Here is a 21,329-nt window from a genome sequence, read left to right as displayed (position 1 = left end):
CTTCGTTGGCCGGAATGACTTGTCGTCGGCGTCACTTCCTCGTATGATGCGCGTCCCCGGTCCGCCGGGGACCACCCGGAGAGGTGGCAGAGTGGTTGAATGTACCTGACTCGAAATCAGGCAGGCGTTTATAGCGCCTCGGGGGTTCGAATCCCCCCCTCTCCGCCAGATAAAGAAAAAAGGGCTGCCGAAAGGCAGCCCTTTTTTCTTTATCCGGCGCGGGACGCGACGCGCTCTGCCGGCCTCTCCCTGCCCCTGACGGGGCAGATGCATCAGTAGATCCACGCCATGCGTGGATGCCTTTTCCTGCAACCCCGAGCATCCACGCATGGCGTGGATCTACCCGATCACCAGGTGGCGGCTCTTTCCTGTTCCGGCAACCTGCGGAACACCAGGCTGGCGTTGGTGCCGCCGAAGCCGAACGAGTTCGACAACGCGTAGTCGATGCTGCGGCGACGCGGAACCTTCGCGGTGAGATCGAGCCCGGCACAGGCTTCCGATGCCGTTTCCAGGTTCCGTGTGGGCGGTGCGATCTGGTCGCGCAGCGCGAGGATCGAGAGAATGGCCTCGACGCTGCCCGCAGCGCCCAGCAGATGGCCCATCGAAGACTTGGTCGAAGAGATCGACATCGCACCTGAGGTGGCGTGTCCGCCGAACACACTCTTGATGGCGGCGATCTCGGCCAGGTCACCGGCCATGGTCGAGGTCGCATGGGCATTCAGATAGTCGATACGCTCCGGGCCGATACGTGCGCGGCGCAGGGCCGCCTGCATCGCGCGGGCTGCACCGTTGCCGTCTTCCGGCGGCGAGACGATGTGGTACGCATCGCCGGACATTCCATAGCCCACGATCTCGGCGTGGATATGGGCGCCGCGGCGGCGAGCGTGTTCGTATTCCTCCAGTACCAGGATGCCGCTGCCTTCGCCCATGACGAAGCCGTCGCGATCTACATCCCACGGACGCGATGCGCGCTCCGGGGTGTCATTGAAGGCAGTCGCCAGCGCGCGCGCCGCACAGAAACCGCCGATGCCGAGCTCGCACACTGTCGCTTCGGTACCGCCTGCGATCATGACGTCGGCATCATCCAGCGCGATCATCCGCGCGGCATCGCCGATGGCGTGAGCGCCGGAGGCGCAGGCGGTCACCGCCGCGTGCGCAGGGCCACGGAAGCCGTACTGGATCGCGATATGTCCGCCGGCCAGGTTGATCAGTGTGGAGGGGATGAAGAACGGCGAGATGCGCCGTGCGGAGGTGCGCTCGAGCACGCGCGCGGTGGCTTCGATGCCTGGCAGGCCGCCGATGCCGGCACCCACCATGACACCAGTGCGGTCACGCTGCTCGATGTCCTGCGGCAGCCAGCCTGCATCGTGGATGGCCTCGTGTGCAGCGGCCAGCGCATAGACGATGAAGTCGTCCATCTTCTTGAGTTCTTTGCTGTCGGCCCAGTCGCTCGGATCGAAGCCGCCGCTTGCGCGGTTGCCATGCGGCAGCAGTCCGGCCACACGGCAGGGCAGATGCGCGGCGTCGAAGCGATCGATCTGGCGCACGCCGCTGTGGCCGTCCAGCAGGTTGCGCCAGCTGGTCTGCACGTTCATGCCCAGCGGCGTGATCATGCCGATGCCGGTGACCACGACGCGGCGATAGCCCAGCGGATACGGGGGGGAATAAGAGGGGGTATTCATGGCAGCAGGGACCGTGGGGTTCATTCGGGCAGGGGCACGTCTTTCCAGAGGGCTTCGACCTGTGCGGCGCGTTGCCTGACCTGCTCTGAGGCGATGGCGCCGGGCTGCAGCAGCACGCGATCAACCGTGATCGGCGTGCGCGTGCGGCGGTCGACCACCATCGACTGCAGCGGCGCACCACTGCCACGGTCGATCTGTGCAACGGCGGTGCCTTCAGGCGTGAGGTAGCGGCTGCCCCAGTCGAACAGCACCACCAGCACCGGAAACAGGTCCTGGCCCTTGGCAGTCAGTACGTACTCATGGCGCGGAGGGCGCTGGCTGTATGCCTGCTTCTGCAGCAGGCCGTTGTCGACCAGATGCTTCAGGCGGCGGGTGAGGGTGTTGGCGGGGATGCCCAGGCTCTGCTGGAAGTCGTCGAAGCGGCGGCAGCCCTGGAAGGCGTCGCGCAGGATCAGCAGGCTCCAGGACTCGCCGATGCAGTCCAGTGCCCGCGCCGTCGGGCATTCCATTGTGGCGAAGCTGGTCGTTCTCATGGCAGCAGCGTAAACCAGTAACTTCAAATATGGAAGTTACTGGTTTACGCCATGCGACTGCCGGTTATGGGGCGGGTGTTGTGCTTGATCCCGGCAGTGATCGTTCGGGCCCGGGTTACCATGTGCCAATCACCTGCTGGAGCTTTTCACCATGACCGCTGAAATCCTCGTCCCCGTGTCTTTCGGCGAGCTGCTGGACAAGATCTCGATCCTGCAGATCAAGTCCGAGCGCATCAGCGACGAGGGCAAGCTGGCCAATGTGCGCAAGGAGCTGTCGGCGCTGGAGCAGACCTGGATGGCACACCCGGCGGCGGTGAAGGACATCGCCAAGCTGCGTGCCGAGCTGAAGGCGGTCAACGAGCAGCTGTGGGACATCGAGGACGACATCCGGCTGAAGGAGAAGGCGCAGGCGTTCGACCAGGGCTTCATCGACCTGGCGCGCAGCGTCTACCTGCGCAACGACGAACGCGCGCGCATCAAAAAGGCGATCAACCTGGCGCTGGGTTCGGCGTACGTGGAAGAGAAGTCCTACCAGGATTACGCGCAGCGCGGGTGAGGTGGATCCGCCGGGCGTGGCCCGGCGCTACCGATGATCCATCGACTCAGCTGAGGTGGTCCGCCACGTAACGTTCGAATGCGGCGATGCCGTCTTCGACGGTGATCAGTTCCATCACATCATCGAATTCGATCTTGGTGCCCCACTTCAGATCCGCCGCCTGCTTGGCCAGGTACTTGCGCGCGGCATCGTCGTAGCGGTCCACGCAGTAGCGGCGGTCGGAATAGGGACCGCTGCGGTTCGGGTTGCTGGCCGCATGCAGGCCCAACACCTTTGCCCCCATCGCGTTGGCAATGTGCATCGGGCCCGAGTCCGGGGTCATCACCAGGTTGGCGCGGGCGAGCAGGGCGGGCAGCTGCTTGAGCGTGTCCTTGCCGACCAGGTCCAGTGCCGGCGTTTGCAGCTGTGCCTGGATAGCGTCGGCCATGCTGCGCTCGAGCTCGCTGCGGCCACCGCACAGCACCACCCGCCAGCCGCGCTGGACGGCATGGTTGGCCACCGCCGCATAGCGGTCGGCGTACCAGTTGCGCATGACGTGGCTGGAGCACGGCGAGATCATCAGCACCGGGCGGCCATCATCGGGCCACTGCGCAGCGGCCCACTCGTAGGCCGACGGCGGCACCGCCAGGTCCCAGCTCACTTCGGTCTGGCGCAGGCCCAGCGGTTCGCAGAAGCTGCCGATGGCGTCCAGCACGTGGATGCCGGGGCGGTCGGGGATGCGCTCGTTGATGAACAGACCGTGCAGATCCTTCGATCGGCTGCGGTCGTAACCAATGCGGCGCTCGGCAGGAATGAAGGCGGACAGCACATTGGCGCGGAACGCCACCTGCATCTGCAGCAGCGCCTCGAAGCGCCCCGGCGGCAGTTGCTTGCGCAGTTCCTTCACCCCGGCCATGCCGGTCTTCTTGTCGTAGGCATGGAAGGTGACGCCCGGCAGGCCGTCGAGCAGCTTGTGGCCGGCTTTGTCGATGATCCAGTGGATCGGCGTATCCGGGCGCGCGGCCTGCAGGGTGCGCACCAGCGGCACTACGTGGGTCACATCGCCAAGAGCGGACAGGCGCAGAAGACACAAGGAGGAGGACGCTGATGCCATGTGTTGTTAGACTCAAAGGAATGGTCGCATTCGACGCCAATGAAGCGCTGACGCCATGCCGCGAGGGTCGCGGCATCGGGGCCATTCTGTTCGACCGCGAGCGGCTGCGGCAAGCCGAGATCGGCCTGTTCTCGCCCCAGCACTGGGGCAGCAGGGCCCGGCCGGTCAGCGAGGGTGGCCGCGGCAGTGCCTGGTTGGTCGATGCGCCGTTCGGCGCCAGCGTGCTGCGGCACTATCTGCGCGGTGGCCTGGCGGCGAAAATCAGCCATGACCAGTACCTCTGGCGTGGCGCGGACCGGACCCGCAGCTTTGCCGAATTCCGGCTGATGCGCGCGCTGCGCGAGAAGAAACTACCAGTGCCACGGCCGATCGCCGCGTTCTACATGCGCGAGGGCCTGCGCTACCGGGCCGCGATCCTGATGGAGCGGATCGATGATGTCCGTTCGCTGGCCGACCGCGCGCTGGTCGCTGGCCGGGGCGCACCGTGGGAGGAGACCGGGCGGCTGATCGCCCGCTTCCATCGTGCCGGCCTGGACCATGCCGATCTCAATGCGCACAACATCCTGTTCGATGGCAATGGCCATGGCTGGCTGATCGATTTCGACCGCGGGGTGATCCGCATCCCGGCCACCGCCTGGCGTGAACGCAATCTCAAGCGCCTGCTGCGCTCGCTGATCAAGCTGCGCGGCGAGCGCAGCATGGAAGACGTGCAGAAGGACTACATGCGGCTGCGCCGCGCCTATGACATGGCCTGGAACCGGGGCACCTGATGGACTGGTCGTTGCGTTTCCTCGGCGTCGGCAATGCGTCGGCGGTCGAGCTGGGGTCACCGATGTCGGTGATCGAGCGTGAGGGTCGGCCGTGGCTGACCATCGACTGTGGTGGCGAGGGCCTGACCGCGTTCAAGGCCCATTACGGGCACATGCCGCAGGCGCTGTTCGTCACCCATGTGCACCTGGATCACGTGGCGGGCTTCGAGCGGCTGTTCGTCGATACCTTCTTCAACGCGCATCGGCGCGGCAAGGTGCGCCTGTATGTGCCTGCCACCGTGGTGCCGCTGCTGCACAAGCGCATCGGGGACTACCCGAACGTGCTGGCCGAGGGCGGCGCCAACTTCTGGGATGCCTTCCAGTTGATCGTGGTGGGTGAGGCGTTCTGGCATGAGGGCGTGCGCCTGGAGGTGTTTCCGGTGCGCCACCACTGGCCGGAGACGGCCTATGGCCTGCGCCTGCAGGGCGCGCTGACCTGGAGCGGCGATACTCGGCCGGTTCCGGAGATGCTGGCCCGCTTCGCCGATGACAACGAACTGATCGCGCACGACTGCGGCCTGCACGGCAACCCGTCGCATACCGGCGTGGATGACCTGGAACGCGAGTACAGCGCCGAACTGCAGGCGCGGATGATGCTCTACCACTACGCCAGCGTGGCCGACGGCCAGGCGCTGGCCGCGCGCGGGCACCGCGTGGCGCAGCCGGGGCAGTGTGTGCCGCTGGCCAACCCCACCGCACCGCACGTGCTGGCACAGGATCCGCCGTGAGCGGAACCGGGCGGCCGGCCGATACGGCGCTGGCCACCGAACTGGAGGCGCTGGAGCGTGCGCTGCACACGCCACAGGTGCGCGGTGATCGTGAATACCTTGCGGCCCTGCTGGACGAAGATTTCAGCGAGATCGGCAGCTCCGGGCAGTGCTACGGCCGTGAGGCCGCACTGCAGGAGATCCCGCAGGAGCGTACGCAGGTGTTGATCGAATCGGACCAGTACGTGGTGCGGTTGTTGGGCGAAGGGCTGGCCCAGGTGCGCTACCGCAGCCGCTATCACGTCGATGGCCAGGCGCAGCGCTGGGTGCTGCGCAGTTCGCTATGGCGCCGGCACGGGCAAGGGTGGCGCGTGGTGTTCCATCAGGGCACGCCGGAAGCGCAGTAGCGCGGGGCCATGCCCGGCCAAGGGCGCCAACCAAGGTTGGCATCTACCAGAGGCGGGGTGTCGCCGGAAAAGGCGGTGGCCCCGCCGGCTGACCTCGGCGCCCGCGTCGATCGATACCGTTGCTGCCTTCCGGCCCTGGCGGGATTTTCGACCTAGCGTCGCGAGGGGCCGACGGGGCCACCATAGAGACGTTGGCCGCCCAGAGGGCGGCCAGTTCACGGATCAGGGGAAGCAGCGCGCGTTGCGCCGGAGACCACAGCCGGACTGCGCATCGGCTGGCCGATGGCAGACGCGCATTCTAGCGCAGGCAGGCATGCCGACGCCAGCTTCACGCACTGAATCAGCTGTAACCCGCATCCATTGGCAACGGCCCGGGCCGATCCGCGTTGCTAGAATGCCGGCCAGGAGGAACGACCTCCCCCCACATCGGGAATCAATGACCAGGACGGCCTGGCCCTACCAAGAGGAGGGCTGTCATGGCCTGGATCTATCTGTTGTTTGCCGGCCTGCTGGAAATCGTCTGGGCCGTGTCCATGAAGCAGTCCGAAGGCTTCACCAGGCTCACCCCCACCGTGGTCACGATCATCGGCATGATTGCCAGCTTCTGGCTGCTGGCGGTGGCGATGCGCAGCCTGCCGTTGGGTACCGCTTACACGATCTGGACCGGCATCGGTGCCGTCGGTGCGTTCGTGGTCGGCATTGTGTTCCTGGGCGAGCAGGTCAGCCCGATGCGGATCGGCGCGGCTGCACTGATCGTTTCCGGGCTGGTGCTGATGAAGCTCTCCAGCAGCTGAACGCATCTGTTCATGGCGGAGAAGGGAATCTCCGCTTCCGGCAGGAATATGCATTTTCGGCAAAACCATTTTGTCCGCCCGTTTTATTTGACGTACGTCATGAAAATAACGAGCGTGATTCACATCGCACTGGCGCCGTCGGCCGCACAGTGCCGCCATTCGTCAGCGAAATCGGGGAGTTTTCGCCTTGGCGGACGCGCTGGACTGCCTCTTTCGGGGGCGCCCGCGTGAAGATGTGAAGATTTTCAGGAGTTAATGCCACCAGACCTTGTTCCCGTGTCGGGAGCCGGGGTGGGCCGCATTGTCTTCAAAAAACCTGCCTGCAGTGCCATCTGGTCTTTTCATGGAGATTTACCGATGAACCGCATTTACCGTCTGGTTTTCAATCGTGCCCTCGGCGTAATGCAGGTTGCTTCGGAGGTCGCCCAGAATCCCGGCGGAAGCGCGGTCAGCACGGGCCGGGTACCGCGATTGAGGGCGCATCAGCTGGCAGTGGCATTGGCCGCCACGCTGGCCAGCGGTTCGGCGTTCGCGGCGTGCACAGGCACCACAACCGTCGACTGTGACGGTGCCACCAACACCAACAACTACACCAACGCGACCAATGGCCTCACGCTGAACATCGCTGCAGGTGCGTTGCTGCGTACGCCGCCGGTCGTAGGCGGCGGCAATGCAGCAACGCTGACCGGCAACAACGTGACGGTCAACAACAGCGGTACGATCGATCCGAGCTCGCTTCTTCTCGCGTCGCCCGGCCTGGTCATCGGCAATGGTGCGGCCGGCAGCAGCACGATCATTGTCAACAACAATTCCGACGGACAGATCAAGGGTGTCGTCAACCTCGCCACGTTGCTGGGCTTTGGTGGGCAGGCGCTGGTTGCGCAGAACGTCAACGGCACGACCACCCTCAAGAATGATGGCCTGATCAGCATGTCGTTGATCGGGCTGGGTAGTGTTTCCGACGCGACTTCGGTGGTGACCTATGGCGGCGCTGCCGCCAACGTGACCAACAACGGCACCATCAACGGGCGGGTCGGCCTGGGCGCTTCGGCGGGCAATACGTTCCTCAATGCTGGAACGGTCAATGGCAGCGTGCACCTTGGCGACTCGACCGGGGGAAATACCTTTACCGCGCTGGCCGGCTCCAGCATTTCCGCCGGTGGAGGCGTTGCCGCTGCCGGGACGATAACCGGGGTTGCCGGCGTCAAGGTTGCCGCTGCAGGCACCGTCAATGCAGGTGCCGGTACCGGTGCTGCCAACAACACACTGGTGCTGCAGGACAACGCCACCAACAATGGGCCGGTGTCGAGCTTTGGCTGGACCAACTACATCGGCTTCCAGAAGTTGACCGTCAACAGCGGTACCTGGAACCTGCAGGGACCGTGGCTGGGAACCGGCGCGGTGACGCTCAATGGCGGCCTGGCCAGCTTCAACGATGCCGGCGCTTTCGGTTCCGGCACGATTACAGGTGCCGGCGGCAGCATCGCTGCGAGCACCGGCGGCCTCACGCTGGCCAACAGCTTCACGCTCAACAGTGGCCTGGGCCTGACCCTCGGCGGCAGCAACGCCTTCACTCTGGGCGGTGTGCTGGCTGGTAGCGGCGGGCTGACGGTCAACAACACCGGCATCGTTACCCTCGGCGGCGCGAACCTGTTCTCCGGCGGCGTCAACCTCAATGCCGGTGGCTTGCTGCTGGGCAATGCGGGTGCTCTTGGTTCCGGCACCCTCACCGTGGGTGGTCTGGCGTCGCTGGACACCAACGCCGCGTTCAACCTGAGCAACAACCTGGTCGTCAGCGGGGGCGGCACCCTCAACCTGCTGGGCAACAACAGTCTTGGCCTCAACGGTTCGATCTCGGGCGCCGGCAACCTGGTCAAGGCGGGTCCGGGTACCCTCACCTTGAATGGTGCCAACCTGCTCACAGGCTCCTTCGCGGTCACCGGTGGCGCGCTGGGATTGGGCGCCGGTGGCAGCCTGTCGCCGACCAGTGCGATCTCGCTGAGCGCAGGTACCAACCTCGATCTCTCGGTTGCGGCCAGCCAGACCATCGGCTCACTCGCCGGATCCGGTGCGCTCAACCTCGGCGCGCGCAGCCTCACGTTGGGTGGCCTGAACACCAGTACCAGCTTCTCCGGCGTCATCGGCGGTGCCGGTGGCGCGCTCGTCAAGGTCGGTACGGGTACCCAGACCCTGTCGGGTGCCAATACCTTCACCGGTGGCGTCGCGCTCAACGGTGGCGGCCTGCTGCTGGGCAATGCGGGCGCGCTGGGTACCGGCGCACTCAGTGTCGGCGGCAACGTGTCCCTCGATGGCACCGGGGCACTTGCTCTCGCCAACGCGGTCAATCTGGGCGCGGGTGGCATCCTCAATCTGGCCGGGAACCAGGCGTTGACCTTCAACGGCGTCGTCGGTGGTACCGGCAGCCTGGTCAAGAATGGCGCGGCCACCCTGACCCTCAACAATGCCAACACGTTTGGTGGAGGGCTGTCGCTCACGGCCGGTGGACTGGTGCTCGGCAACGGCGGTGCGCTGGGAACCGGCGCATTGAATGTCGGTGGCGCGGTGACGCTTGATGCCAGCTCGGCACTCACCGTGGGCAACGGCATCAACCTGGGGCTGGGTGGTTCGCTCAATGTGCTGGGAGGCAACGCGCTGACACTGGGCGGCGTGATCGGTGGTACCGGCAGCCTGGTCAAGAACGGCGCCTCCACGCTGACGCTGGGTGGCGCCAACGCGTTCACCGGCGGCCTGAACGTGAACGCAGGCAAGGTGGCGCTGGCCAGTGGCGGCAGCCTGGCGGCCACCGGGGCGGTGAGCCTGGCGGGGGCCGGCGCGGAACTGGATATCTCACTCGGTGGCAACCAGACCATCGGTGCGCTGTCCGGTGTGGCAGGCAGCACCCTCTCGCTTGGCGGCAGCACGCTCACCTTCGGTGATGCCAGCAACCAGACCTTCGCCGGCGTGATCGGTGGCACTGGTGGCCTGATCAAGCAGGGCAGCGGCGTGCAGACGCTGACCGGCGCCAACACCTTCAGTGGCGGCGTGAACCTTGCCGCCGGTGGCCTGATGCTGGGCAACGTTGGCGCGCTTGGCAGCGGCACGTTGACCGTCAGTGGCAACGGCTCGCTGGACACCACTGCAGCGCTGAGCCTGGGCAACGCGATCAACCTCGGCGCAGCGCTGACCCTGCAGGGCAGCCAGAACCTGACGCTGGGCGGCGACATCACCGGCACCGGCAGCCTGGTCAAGAACGGCACGTCTCTGCTGACCTTGAACGGCACCAACACCTTCAATGGTGGCGTGAGCGCAAGCGCCGGCACCCTGCTGCTGGGCAACAGCGGCGCACTTGGCACGGGGACATTGGGTATCGGCGGCAGCGTCTCGCTCGATGGCAGCGCTCCGCTGAATCTGGCCAACAATGTGTCTCTGGGCGCGGGTGCTGCGCTGTCGCTGCCGGGCTCGCAGGCGATCACGCTGGGTGGGGTGGTCTCCGGTGCGGGCAGGCTGGTGAAGAACGGCGCCACCACCTTGACCCTCAATGGCGCCAACACCTTCGGTGGTGGGTTGACCGTCAACGGTGGCGGCCTGCTGCTGGGCAATGCCGGTGCGTTGGGCACCGGTGCGCTGTCGGTGGGCGCTAATACCACGCTGGACAGTTCGGTCGCGCTGAACCTGGCCAATGGCGTCAATCTTGGAACTGGGGCAGTGCTGAATCTGCTGGGCAGCCAGAATGCGTCGCTGGGCGGTGTCATCGCCGGCACCGGTAGCCTGGTCAAGAACGGTGCGGCGACTCTTGCGTTGAACGGGCCAAATACCTTCAGCGGGGGCGTTGGCCTCAACGCGGGTGTGTTGCAGCTCGGCAATGCGCAGGCACTGGGTACCGGTCAGCTTGACGTGGGCGGCAACGCTTCGCTGGATGCCACAACGGCGCTGGCGCTGGGCAATAACATCGGCCTTGCTTCCGGCGCCAACCTCACCGTGCTTGGCAGCAATGATCTGACGCTCACCGGACCGGTGTTCGGTGTCGGCGGGCTGATCAAGAACGGTGCGGCACTACTCACGCTGTCCGGTGCCAACGTCTATACCGGTGGCACCACCGTCAATGCCGGTACGCTGGCGTTGGGTGCGGGGGGCAGTCTTGCCGCGGCCGGTGCGGTGGATCTTGCCGGTGCCGGTGCGACGCTGGATATCTCCGCAGCTGCGGCGGCACAGACCATCGGTGCGTTGAACGGTGTGGCGGGCAGCCAGCTTGCACTGGGCGCGCAGTCGCTCACGTTTGGTGGTGCCGGCAACGGCAGCTTTGCCGGTGTGATCGATGGCACCGGTGGCCTGATCAAAAACGGTGCGGGCGTGCAGACGCTGTCCGGCGCCAACACCTTCAGCGGTGGTCTCGCGCTCAACGCGGGCGGCCTGATCCTCGGCGACGCCAACGCGCTCGGTACCGGCGCGCTGGGCATCGGTGGCACCACTACGCTGGACAGCACGGTGGCGCTGAACCTGGCCAACGCGGTGAACTTTGGTGCCGGTACGCAGCTGACGCTGGGCGGCAGCAACGATGTCACCCTGGGTGGCGTGGTGGCCGGCAACGGCAGCCTGATCAAGAATGGTGCGGGCCTGCTGACCCTCAACAACACCAATACCTTCGGTGGCGGCCTGACCTTGAACGGTGGTGGCCTGGTGGTCGGCGCGAACGGCGCACTCGGTTCCGGCACGCTGGCGGTGAATGCCAGCACCTCGCTCGATGCAGGCGCTTCAGTGACGCTCGGCAATGCGGTCACGCTCGGCTCGGGCGTCGCGCTGACGCTGCCTGGCAGCAACGCACTGACGCTGACCGGTGGGATCGGCGGCAACGGCAGCCTGATCAAGAATGGCGGCACCACGTTGACGCTGTCAGGCGCCAACACCTACACCGGTGGTACCACCATCAACGCCGGTACGCTGGCGCTGGGCACGGGCGGCAGCCTTGCTGCAGCGGGTGATATCACGTTGGGTGCGGGCGCAGGCTTCGATATCTCCGGCGCGGGCAGCAACCAGACCATCGGCGCGCTCCATGGCGCGGGCGGAAGTACGCTGGCGCTGGGCGGCAATTCGCTGACCTTCGGCACGGCCGGCAATGCCGCCTTCGATGGCGTGATCAGTGGCGGCGGCGGTCTGATAAAGGTAGGCGCGGGCGTACAGACGCTGTCCGGTGCCAACACCTTTGGCGGTGGCGTGGCACTCAATGCAGGTGGACTGGTACTCGGCAACGATGCAGCGCTGGGTACGGGCGCGTTGACTGTCGGGGGTGCCGCCACGCTGGATACCACCGGCCTGGCAACACTGGCCAACAACATCGCGCTCAACGCCGGGTTGACCGTGCTCGGCAGCAACGCGCTGACCCTCAACGGCGTCCTTTCCGGTACCGGCAGCCTGACCAAGAATGGTGGCGCGACGCTGACCCTGAACGGCATCAACACCTACACCGGTGGCACCAGCATCAACGCCGGCACGCTGGCGCTGGGTGCCAATGCCAGCCTGGCGGCGAGCGGTACCGTGAACCTTGCGACCGGTGCCACGCTGGACCTGTCGGCCGGAAGTGGCACGCAGACCTTCGGGACCCTGACCGGCAACGGCACGGTCAATCTCGGTGCCAACTCGATTGAAGTCGGTGGCGCCGCCAATGGAACCTTCAGTGGCTCTATCGCAGGCACGGGTGGCCTGACCAAGGTCGGTGCAGGTATCGAAACGCTGACCGGTGCCAACACCTACACCGGCGGCACCTTCATCAATGCCGGTACGCTGGCGATTGGCCCGGGCGGCAGCCTGGCCGCCACCGGCGCGGTGACGCTGAATGCTCCTGGCACCGGCTTCGACATCTCCACCGCAGGGGCGAACCAGACCATTGGGGCGTTGAACGGCGTGGCGGGCTCGTCGGTGAGCCTGGGGGCGCAGACGTTGACACTCGGTGGTGTGGGCAACAGCCTCTTCGATGGCGCGATTTCCGGCACCGGTGGTCTGGTCAAGAACGGCGCCGGCATCCTCACGCTGGGCGGCACCAATCTGTTCAGTGGTGGCGTTGCACTCAACGGCGGTGGACTGGTGGTCGGCAACAACGCTGCGCTCGGCAGCGGTGCGTTGACGGTCGGAAGCAACGCGACGCTGGATGCATCGACCGGCGTCAGCCTGGCCAACAACATCAACCTCGCATCGGGTGCCAACCTTGATCTGCTCGGCAGCCAGGCGCTGGCACTGGGCGGCGTGATCTCGGGTACAGGCGGGTTGATCAAGGACGGTGCGGCCACGGTGACCCTGAGCGGTGCCAATACCTACACCGGTGGTACCACCATCAACAGCGGCACGCTGGCGATCGGTGCCGGTGGCAGCCTGTCCGCAACCGGCGGAGTGAATCTGGCCGGCACCGGCACGCTCGACATCTCGGCGGGCAACCAGGCCATTGGTTCGCTGGCCGGCGTGGCCGGTAGCATGGTGGCGTTGGGCGGCAGCACGCTGACCTTGGGCGGCACGGTAGACAGCACCTTCGAGGGTGCGATCAGCGGCAACGGCGGCCTGATCAAGAACGGTGCAGGCGTGCAGACGCTCAACGGTGCCAGCACCTTCAGTGGCGGCGTAACGCTCAACGCAGGTGGCCTGGTTGTCGGCAACAACACTGCGCTGGGTACCGGTGCGGTGACGGTGGGTGGCAACGCCACGTTGGACTCGAATGCCGCGGTCACCCTTGCCAACAACTTCACGCTCAATGCCGGACTGACCGTGCTCGGCAGCAACAACCTCACCCTCAACGGCAGCCTGAGCGGCACCGGCAGCCTGACCAAGGAGGGTGCAGCGACGCTGACCTTGAACGGCACCAACACTTATACCGGCGGCACCTTCATCAATGCCGGCACCCTGGCACTGGGCGCCGGCGCCAGCCTGGCCTCCACGGGCACCGTCAACCTGGCCACGGGCGCGACCTTCGATCTGTCGGCGGGCAGCGGCACGCAGCAGTTCGGCACCCTGATCGGCAACGGTACGGTGAATCTGGGCGCCAACACGCTGACGATCGGAGGCGCTACCAATGGCACCTTCAGTGGTTCGGTGGCCGGCTCCGGTGGCCTGATCAAGGAAGGTTCGGGTACCCAGACGTTGACCGGCACCAACACCTTCACCGGTGGTACCACCATCAACGCTGGCACGCTGGCGATCGGCGCCGGCGGCAGCCTGGCTGCCACGGGTGCGGTGAATCTGGCCAATGCAGGTACCGCCTTCGACATCAGCGCAGGTGGCGCGCAGGCCATCGGTTCGCTGGCGGGCGTGGCGGGCAGCACAGTGGCGCTGGGTGGCAGCACGCTCACTCTCGGTGGCATCGGCAATACGACGTTCGCCGGCACCATCGACGGTACCGGCGGCCTGGTGAAGAACGGTGCAGGGATCCAGGGGCTGACCGGCGTCAATACGTTCACCGGCGGTGTGGCTCTCAATGCCGGCGGCCTGCTGCTGGGCAACGCTGGCGCGCTCGGAACCGGCACGCTGACAGTCGGCGGCAACGCCAACCTGGATGGCACCAGCGCGCTGACCCTGGCCAACACCGTGCAGCTGGCCAGCGGCACGTTGACCCTGGCCGGCAGCAACGCGCTGACCTTGAACGGCCCGATCAGCGGCGCTGGCGGCCTGCTCAAGGATGGCGCGGCGACGGTCACCCTGGGCGGTGCCAGCACCTATACTGGCACGACCACCATCAACAGCGGCACGTTGGCGGTCGCCGCGGGTGGCAGCCTGTCGGCGGCCAGCACGGTGAACCTGGCCGGCGCCGGTACGCTGGACATCAGTGCCGGTGGCAGCCAGAGCATCGGCGGCCTGGCCGGTGTGACCGGCTCCAGCGTAGTGCTGGGGGCGACAACCCTGACCACGGGCGGCAACAACAGCAGCACCACCTTTGGTGGTGTCATCAGTGGCACCACCGGCGGCTTGGTGCAAAGCGGTAGTGGCACGCTCATCCTGACCGGCGACAACACCTATACCGGCGGGACCACCATCAATGGTGGCAGCACGCTGCAGATCGGCAACGGCGGCAGTACCGGCTCGGTGCTGGGCAATATCACCAACGATGGCAGCCTCGTCTACAACCTCGGTACCACTGCAACAGTGACCGGGGTCGTCGGCGGCAGTGGTGGCCTGACCCAGGCGGGGAGCGGCACGCTGGTGCTGGCCGGTAACAACACCTACACCGGCGGCACCACCATCAACGCGGGTGGCACGCTGCAGCTTGGCAACGGTGGTGTGTCCGGCAAGATCACCGGCGACGTCACCAATAACGGCGCACTGGTGTCCAACGTGGCAGGCAGCACGTCACTGGATGGTGTCATCAGCGGTGCCGGCGGCCTGACCCAGGCGGGGAGTGGCACGCTGGTGCTGACTGGCAACAACACCTATACCGGCGGCACCACCATCAATACCGGTGGCACGCTGCAGGTGGGCAATGGTGGTGCGACCGGCGCCATCACCGGCAACGTCGCCAACAATGGCAGCCTGGTGTTCAACGTCGGCGGCAACACCACGGTCGGTGGCGCGATCAGCGGCAGTGGCGCGCTGACCCAGGCCGGTGCCGGCGTGCTGACCCTGGTCGGCAACAACACCTACACCGGCGGCACCACCATCAATACCGGTGGCACGCTGCAGGTCGGCAACGGCGGGGCAACCGGCGCCATCGCCGGCGACATCACCAACAATGGTGCGTTGATCTCCAACGTGGCCGGCAACACCGCGCTGGGCGGCACCATCAGCGGCAGCGGCGGCCTGACCCAGGCGGGGAGTGGCACGCTGCTGCTGACCGGCACCAACACCTACACCGGCGGCACCACCATCAATGCCGGTGGCACCCTGCAGCTGGGCAATGGTGGTGCGACAGGCTCGATCGTCGGCGACGTCACCAACAACGGCACGCTGCTGTCCAACGTGGCGGGCAACACCACGCTGGGCGGCACCATCAGCGGCAGTGGCGGCCTGACCCAGGCCGGCAGCGGCACACTGACCGTGACCGGCAACAACACCTATACCGGCCCGACCACCATCACTGCCGGTGGCACCCTGCAGGTGGGCAATGGCGGCGCGACCGGTGCGATTGGCGGCAGCGTCACCAACAACGGCAGCCTGGTGTTCAACGTGGGTGGCAACACCACCGTCGGCGGCGCCATCAGCGGCAGCGGTGGCCTGACCCAGGCCGGCAGCGGCACGCTGATCCTGGGCGGCAACAACACCTATACCGGCGGCACCACCATCAACACTGGCGGCACGCTGCAGGTTGGCAACGGTGGTGCGAGTGGGTCGATTGCCGGCAACGTCAGCAACAACGGCAGCCTGGTGTTCAACGTAGGTGGCAACACCACCGTCGGCGGCACCATCAGCGGCAGTGGTGGCCTGACCCAGGCCGGCAACGGCACCATCACGCTGACCGGCAACAATACCTACACCGGCGGCACCACCATCAATGCGGGTGGCACGGTGCAGGTCGGCAACGGTGGGGCCAGCGGTTCGGTCACCGGCAACATCACCAACAATGGTGGCCTGGTCATCAACACCGGTGGCACCACCACGCTGGGCGGCACCATCAGCGGTGGCGGCAGCATTGTGCAGGCCGGCCCGGGCAGCCTGAACCTCGGCGGCAACAGCGGTGGTTTCAGCGGTACCGGCCAGGTCACCGGCGGTGGCCTGAATGTTACCGGCAACATCGGCGGCCAGTGGACCATCGGCAGCGGCACCACGCTGTCCGGCACCGGCACCATCGGGGGTACCGGCGGTGGCGTGACGGTATCCAGCGGCGGTGTGCTGTCGCCGGGCAATGGTCCGGGCAACGGCAGCGGTGCGGGCAATGGCACCGGCACGATCACGGTGGGAGGCAACCTGACCCTGTCGCCGGGCAGCACGCTGGGCATCGATCTGGGTGCCACCGGCAGCGATACGGTACAGGTAGGTGGCAGCGCCAACGTGGGGGGCAGCAGCGTGCAGGTGAACACCATTTCGCCGAGTACCAGCTACCAGCTGGGCCAGCAGTACACCGTGGTCAACGCGGCCGGCGGCGTGAGCGGGCAGTTCGCCTCGGCGACCACGCCGTCGGCCTTCCTGACCATCACCCCGGTCTATACCGCAAACACCGCCAACCTGCAGATCGACGTGGCGCAGACCGCAGCGTTCACCACGGCAGCGAAGACGCGCAACCAGTACAACACCGCCGCAGCGTTGGACAGCCTGCCGCAGAGTGGTTCGGCACTGGGCCTGTACAACACGCTGCTGATGTATGACGCGGGTACCGCGCGCGCGGCATTCGACCAGCTGTCCGGTGAAGTGCATGCGGCCAGCCGTGCGGTGCTGCTGTACGACAACTATCTGGAAGAAGGCATCCGCCAGCGCCTGGGCAGTGAGCTGCCGACCGTGCGTGGTGAGCGTGCCTCGGCCTGGCTGGCCGGTAGTGGCAAGGTGTTCCGCCAGGACGGTGACGGCAACGGCGATGACATCCGCTCCAACCGCAATGCGCTGATGGCGGGCGTGGACTGGCAGCTGGGCGAGCACGTGGTGCTGGGTGCGGCGGCAGGCAACGAGCGGCTCGATACGCGCCTGTACGACCGCAGCTCGCGAGCCCGCCTGCGCGGCAACACGTTCGGCCTGTATGCGCAGGGCCAGTGGAACAACGGCTTTGCGGTCGGTGGCAGCGTATCGCGCGGTGACTACCGCACGCGCACCACGCGTGAGGTGCCGCTGCTGGGCCAGACCCTGTACAGCCGCCAGGACTCGGATGTGACCATCGCGCAGGTGGAGGGCAGCTGGACCTGGACCCATGGCAGGACCCAGCTGCAGCCGTACGTGCAGTTCACCAAGCACTGGGTAGACACTGATCGCGCGGTGGAGCAGGGCGGCACTGCTGCGCTGGAGCTGGAAGGCGGCAAGGACACGCTCAATGTCAGCACCGTGGGCGTGCGTGGGCGCTGGGACGTGGGCAGCGGCGAGCGCTTCCCGGCACAGCTGACGGTCGGCCTCGGCTGGCAGCACGCCTCGGGTGACACCGATGTGGCCAGCCGCAACCGCTTCGCGGTCGGCGGCAATGCCTTCGACGTCTACAGCGCGGTGATGGCACGCAATGCGCTGGTCAGTCAGGTCGGCGTGGCGGTGGGTCTGGGTCGCAACAGCCAGCTGTCGATGTTCGTGCAGGGCCAGCACGGCGATGGTCGCCGCGATGTCGGCGGGCAGATCAACCTGCGCGTGGGTTTCTGAGGGGAGTAGGTCGGCGGTAGAACTGGCACCGGGGAGCGGGACGCTAAAGCGCCCGCTCCATTTCCACGGCGTCGATCCCGGCGCCGTGGCCATCGGGCACGATCCGCGTCACCTGGAAGCCCAGGCCGGCATAGAACCCCTGGGTGTGCTGGCTGGTACTGAGCGCGATGCGCTCGATCGAGGGATCCGCTTCGGCCTGGCGCAGGCGTGCCAGCGCCAGGTCGCGGCCCAGCCCTTGCCTGTGCAGCGCGCGCTGCACCATGCCCCAACAGAACCCGGCGCTGCCATCGCCGCGGCGCGACAGGCCGCCACAGGCCACGATGCCGCCATCGCGCTCGATGACCTGGAATGCACAGTCCGTGGCCTGTTCGCGCAGGAAGCGTTCAAAGTCGCAGCGCTCTTCGGGCGCGAAGTAGGTGGGCACGTTGCTGTCGAAAATCGACAGGCATGCGTTGGCATCTGCGGGGCGGTAGAGGCGGAGGTTCATGGGGCCACGATAGACGATCGTCCGTAGATCCACGCCATGCGTGGATTCATGGGCCGGATGCCGAGCGTGTATCCCTCAGGCCGATATTCCCGCCAGCGCCGCATACATCACCACGAAGCTCACCAGGAACAGGTAGACGCCGCCGATGGCCAGGTAGCGAATTACGGTCAGCGCCTTGTTGCCGCCATACACGCGTTGCTGCATCCACAGCAGATAGACCGGGACCGCCAGCCACAGCAATGCATACAGCCACTGGCTGACGGCGGCGAACGTGGGTGATGCGATCGCGCTGTTGATGCCGGCGACGAGGAAGGTTGCCAGCAGCACCATCATCAGCCAGCAATGGCTGTACAGCGCCACGACCAGATGTTCCAGATACCCCGTCTGCCGTGGCACGTAGGCGATGCGCAGTACCAGTGCGAACACCGGCATCAGGAAGAACAGGGCGCCGGGCAGTGCGGTCAGGATCGCCTGCATGTAGAGATCGGTCTTGCCGCCCATGCGCTGGATGTTGGCGTTGCCGTTGTCCAGGCGCTTGTTGAGCCAGGTGTTGGCGAACCGGGGCCAGCCGGCAACGACGATGGGGTTGGTGTCCGCATTCCACGGCTTGCCGTTGACGTTGTGGCTGAAGAAGGTGCCATGTTCTGTCGTGGCGGTCTGTTTGCCGGTGCCGGTGAGCTCGGCCTTGCGCTGCGCGGCCGTGGCATTCACTGCAGCCCTGGCCATGGCGAAGCCGGCGTTGCCGGTGGCGGGTGAGTTGGCCTGTTGTTGGTTGATCAACGCCAGCTGCGCCGCGCGCGCGGCTTCGACCTGCTTCACGGTTGTGGCCCTGGCGTACGCCGAACCGCTGCTGCCGCCCACGTTGATGTCGCCGACATGCACGAACAGCTTGCCGATGAAGAACGTAAACAGGGTGAGGATGACGAACAGCCGCAACGGTTGCACGTATCCCACGCGACGCCCCTTGAGATAGTTCAGTGCGATGCGGCCGGGCACCCAGAGATCGCGCAGGGTGCGGAAGATGCGCCCATCCAGGTGCCAGAAGGATTCGAACACTTCTTCGATGGCATGGCCCACATGCTTGAGCGGGTTGTGTGCCGATTGCCCGCAACGATGGCAGTAGTGGCCCTGCAGGGCGGTGTCGCAGTTCTCGCAGGCGGCGTGAGCGCTGTCGGTCGAGCTCATGGGCGATGGGCCAAGCGTCGGTTGAGGGCGCCTACGATAGCGAATTTTCAGGTTTCATTCAGTTTTGTTTTGGGGTGCCAACGAGCGCGCGTGAGGCGATCAAAAGCATCCACGCATGGCGTGGATCAACTGATGGATCTGGAGGAACAAGCCCCTCTGTTGAGGGTTTGCCCCGACAGGGGCGGGGAGAGGCAGGCAAAGGGAGGGGCCCAATCGTTGCGTAGCAACGTTTGGGGCGAAGCGCGCGCAGCGCACTTCGCGTCCCGCGCCAGATAACTGAAAAAGGCCGCCCCTAAGGGCAGCCTTTTTCAGTTATCTGGCAGAGAGAGGGGGATCCAGTTGAGTCCGACCCAACCCATTGAACCGCTTGGCATTCACAAACCGGGAGTGTGCCCTGTTTTGTGCCCGGCCCATTGTAGGACTATCCAAACATGCACGGATAGTTCCGGAGCTCCTCCGTGTGCCTTTAGAGAATGCCGCCTGGATCGCCGAGGGCTGGCCGCGGGATAGCTGCTCCAATCGGTCCTACCCGCTGGATCCGACTGCTCAATGAGCCATCTCAGGGCCTCCTAGTGGCTAACCACTTCACTGCGAACAACGGGCACCCGGCGAGGGGAGAGGATCTTCTCCCAATCACCGGGGGTGATCATGCCACTTCTACGTTAGTAGGTATCGGGACGACTCATAAGCGCCGCCCAAGCTCTCAATTCGCTATCGGGGACATGAAGAATGCCGTCGGCTGTTGAAATCCATCCGGGCTGCCTTTTCACACCGCTGCCGTTGATCAAGGAAGCGGCCGATCCCCGCATTTGGGAAGACCATGGAGTCGTTGTCTCCAGTCCCCAGCCACTGTCAGGGCACACATTTTCCTCAGCGACGCACACTGACTGGCGGATGGACATGAAAGCGGCCCGGGCACTGCTGCTGATCACAGCCCGATTCAATCGTGTCCACAAAGTCCACGTGGCTAAGAGCCATTCACTTGCTCCCAGTGCCAAGGACAGAATCATTCAAAGCATCCGACCGCTGGCAATTAGCGATGTTCAGGATTGGAGGAGTTTCCTGGAGCAGATGACTCAGTGCTCCGGAATTGCGCCGTTCCAACTTCGTTCGGATCGCTCCTGGGTCGGGGCAGCATCGCCCTTAGAGGCAAGTCTTGTATGCCCCTCCATGGCAAGAGTGCCGCAACAGATGGCGGATCTAGTGTCATTCCTCGCGGATCATCTCGACAACCCCAATGAGGAGATTGACGAAGCCGCGGCATTTCAGTTCTTGACGATCCATCCGTTGCATGACGGCAATGGCAGAACGGCCCGAACCCTCTTGATCAAAATGGCCGCCAGGAAACAAAGTTTGTATCCGCTCTACATTGCATGGCGGCTTATGTTCGACAAGATTGGCCTGATTAGATCGTGGCGGGATCGATCCCTTGACGGTGGCATCTTATTCGATGCGAACCACTATATCCAATGGCGCCATACCAGCTCTAGCATCGGGAAAGCCTATCTCGATGCAGAAGCGGCAGGGTGCGACACCCGCGTTCTGGATTGTCTGACAGCGTTCGGAGAGATTTCCCCAGCCGGCATCTGTGCACTCAACAGCACGGTCAATCAAGGGCTTTCCGCAAAAATAGTTTCCAAACACGAGGACTGCTGCCACACCAAGATCTATAGCGAAACGCTTCGCGCCCTTCTTCAGAAGATCTGCAAGGACAGCACTTCGGATGAAGTGCTTCCCGTTCAAACAATATAAACACAAGGATGAACTGAGAAAATGCGACACTTGTACCGCTCAAGCCATACCACAGCGCGAACCTCGGATCTTGGGGCCGCAAT

At 65.4% G+C, this 21,329-nt stretch carries 12 protein-coding genes, 1 tRNA gene and 1 other RNA gene; 8 read left to right on the top strand and 6 right to left on the bottom strand.

The features are described 5' to 3' along the window. Positions 1-77 precede the first annotated feature (77 nt). A tRNA-Ser gene (locus ABR323_RS00900) sits at positions 78-168 on the top strand. A 179-nt stretch (positions 169-347) separates the two neighbouring features. Here ABR323_RS00900 and fabF read toward each other — a convergent pair. Beyond that, positions 348-1,682 carry a beta-ketoacyl-ACP synthase II gene (gene fabF / locus ABR323_RS00895; protein ID WP_439447888.1) on the bottom strand — a complete coding sequence of 445 codons (1,335 nt, stop codon included), beginning with the start codon at positions 1,680-1,682 and terminating at the stop codon, positions 348-350. Between the two features lie 20 nt (positions 1,683-1,702). After that, entirely contained in the window at positions 1,703-2,215 is a 513-nt protein-coding gene (locus ABR323_RS00890) for a winged helix-turn-helix transcriptional regulator (protein WP_439447887.1), read from the bottom strand. A 151-nt stretch (positions 2,216-2,366) separates the two neighbouring features. Here ABR323_RS00890 and ABR323_RS00885 point away from each other — a divergent pair, with 151 nt between their 5' ends. After that, the gene (locus ABR323_RS00885; RefSeq protein WP_164082466.1) at positions 2,367-2,771 is read left to right on the top strand and encodes a DUF6165 family protein; all 405 of its coding nucleotides are present in this window, start codon (positions 2,367-2,369) and stop codon (positions 2,769-2,771) included. A gap of 46 nt (positions 2,772-2,817) precedes the next feature. Here ABR323_RS00885 and ABR323_RS00880 read toward each other — a convergent pair whose 3' ends face one another. Further along, positions 2,818-3,864 carry a glycosyltransferase family 9 protein gene (locus tag ABR323_RS00880; RefSeq protein WP_135272503.1) on the bottom strand — a complete coding sequence of 349 codons (1,047 nt, stop codon included), beginning with the start codon at positions 3,862-3,864 and terminating at the stop codon, positions 2,818-2,820. 20 nt (positions 3,865-3,884) lie between these two features. On the opposite strand from ABR323_RS00880, the gene ABR323_RS00875 reads away from it, so the two are divergent. Genes ABR323_RS00875 through ABR323_RS00865 form a run of 3 tightly spaced genes read left to right on the top strand, consistent with a single transcriptional unit; the run spans position 3,885 to position 5,787 of the window. Further along, the gene (locus ABR323_RS00875) at positions 3,885-4,634 is read left to right on the top strand and encodes a 3-deoxy-D-manno-octulosonic acid kinase (protein WP_439447886.1); all 750 of its coding nucleotides are present in this window, start codon (positions 3,885-3,887) and stop codon (positions 4,632-4,634) included. Beyond that, a complete protein-coding gene (locus ABR323_RS00870) occupies positions 4,634-5,401 on the top strand; it encodes an MBL fold metallo-hydrolase (RefSeq protein WP_439447885.1) in 768 nt (255 codons plus the stop codon). The genes ABR323_RS00875 and ABR323_RS00870 overlap by 1 nt, the downstream gene beginning before the upstream one ends. Then, positions 5,398-5,787 carry a DUF4440 domain-containing protein gene (locus ABR323_RS00865; protein WP_439447884.1) on the top strand — a complete coding sequence of 130 codons (390 nt, stop codon included), beginning with the start codon at positions 5,398-5,400 and terminating at the stop codon, positions 5,785-5,787. The genes ABR323_RS00870 and ABR323_RS00865 overlap by 4 nt, the downstream gene beginning before the upstream one ends. A 78-nt stretch (positions 5,788-5,865) precedes the next feature. Here the strand turns inward: ABR323_RS00865 and ffs are convergent. Next, an RNA gene (ffs, locus tag ABR323_RS00860) (signal recognition particle sRNA small type) lies at positions 5,866-5,962 on the bottom strand. Positions 5,963-6,263: 301 nt separating this feature from the next. On the opposite strand from ffs, the gene sugE reads away from it, so the two are divergent. Together sugE and ABR323_RS00850 are read left to right on the top strand one after the other, a co-directional pair. Continuing rightward, positions 6,264-6,581 carry a quaternary ammonium compound efflux SMR transporter SugE gene (gene sugE, locus ABR323_RS00855; protein ID WP_049444051.1) on the top strand — a complete coding sequence of 106 codons (318 nt, stop codon included), beginning with the start codon at positions 6,264-6,266 and terminating at the stop codon, positions 6,579-6,581. A 357-nt stretch (positions 6,582-6,938) separates the two neighbouring features. Next, entirely contained in the window at positions 6,939-17,822 is a 10,884-nt protein-coding gene (locus ABR323_RS00850; RefSeq protein ID WP_439447883.1) for an autotransporter-associated beta strand repeat-containing protein, read from the top strand. A gap of 43 nt (positions 17,823-17,865) precedes the next feature. Here the strand turns inward: ABR323_RS00850 and ABR323_RS00845 are convergent, their stop codons facing one another. Both ABR323_RS00845 and ABR323_RS00840 read right to left on the bottom strand, forming a co-directional pair. After that, positions 17,866-18,309, bottom strand: coding sequence for a GNAT family N-acetyltransferase (locus ABR323_RS00845; RefSeq protein WP_439447882.1), 444 nt, complete (start codon positions 18,307-18,309; stop codon positions 17,866-17,868). Positions 18,310-18,384: 75 nt separating this feature from the next. Next, a complete protein-coding gene (locus ABR323_RS00840; RefSeq protein WP_439447881.1) occupies positions 18,385-19,494 on the bottom strand; it encodes a DUF3667 domain-containing protein in 1,110 nt (369 codons plus the stop codon). Positions 19,495-20,223: 729 nt separating this feature from the next. On the opposite strand from ABR323_RS00840, the gene ABR323_RS00835 reads away from it, so the two are divergent. Beyond that, a complete protein-coding gene (locus ABR323_RS00835; RefSeq protein WP_439447880.1) occupies positions 20,224-21,246 on the top strand; it encodes a Fic family protein in 1,023 nt (340 codons plus the stop codon). Positions 21,247-21,329: the final 83 nt, after the last annotated feature.

The sequence above is a fragment of the Stenotrophomonas sp. ATs4 genome, from assembly GCF_051861585.1.
In the GTDB taxonomy this organism is placed as follows: Bacteria; Pseudomonadota; Gammaproteobacteria; order Xanthomonadales; family Xanthomonadaceae; genus Stenotrophomonas; species Stenotrophomonas maltophilia_AS.
This window is presented reverse-complemented; position numbering and strand designations above follow the sequence as displayed.